This window comes from Brasilonema sp. UFV-L1 (assembly GCF_012912105.1).
Taxonomy (GTDB): Bacteria; Cyanobacteriota; Cyanobacteriia; order Cyanobacteriales; family Nostocaceae; genus Brasilonema.
The window spans coordinates 1-740 of record NZ_QMEA01000333.1 but is presented as its reverse complement, the minus strand read 5'-3'; the positions used below and the strand labels follow the sequence as shown (position 1 = coordinate 740).

Genomic DNA, 740 nt, shown 5'->3' with positions numbered 1-740 from the left:
GGCGTCCTAATGATTCCAACCCTGCTTGCAGCAACCACCTGCTTCATCATCGCTTTCATCGCTGCACCTCCAGTAGACATTGATGGTATCCGTGAACCTGTCGCAGGTTCCTTGATGTATGGAAACAACATCATCTCTGGTGCAGTTGTTCCTTCCTCCAACGCAATTGGTTTGCACTTCTACCCAATCTGGGAAGCAGCTTCCTTAGATGAGTGGTTGTACAACGGTGGTCCTTACCAATTGGTAATCTTCCACTTCTTGATTGGAGTCTTCTGCTACCTAGGACGTGAGTGGGAACTTTCCTACCGCTTAGGAATGCGTCCTTGGATCTGTGTTGCATTCTCTGCACCTGTTGCAGCAGCAACCGCAGTCTTCCTGGTTTACCCCTTAGGACAAGGTTCCTTCTCTGACGGTATGCCTTTGGGCATCTCTGGAACATTCAACTTCATGTTAGTGTTCCAAGCTGAGCACAACATCCTCATGCACCCCTTCCACATGTTAGGTGTGGCTGGTGTGTTCGGTGGTAGCTTGTTCAGTGCAATGCACGGTTCTTTGGTAACTTCTTCTCTGGTTCGTGAAACAACCGAAACCGAATCTCAAAACTACGGTTACAAGTTCGGTCAAGAAGAAGAAACCTACAACATTGTTGCAGCACACGGTTACTTCGGTCGCCTGATTTTCCAATATGCTTCTTTCAACAACAGCCGTAGCTTACACTTCTTCTTAGCAGCTTGGCCTGT

Annotated in this window: 1 pseudogene; it reads left to right on the top strand. The window is 48.0% G+C overall.

The features are described 5' to 3' along the window. Positions 1-740 (top strand): annotated as a pseudogene (locus tag DP117_RS35255) (photosystem II q(b) protein); the annotation flags it as partial.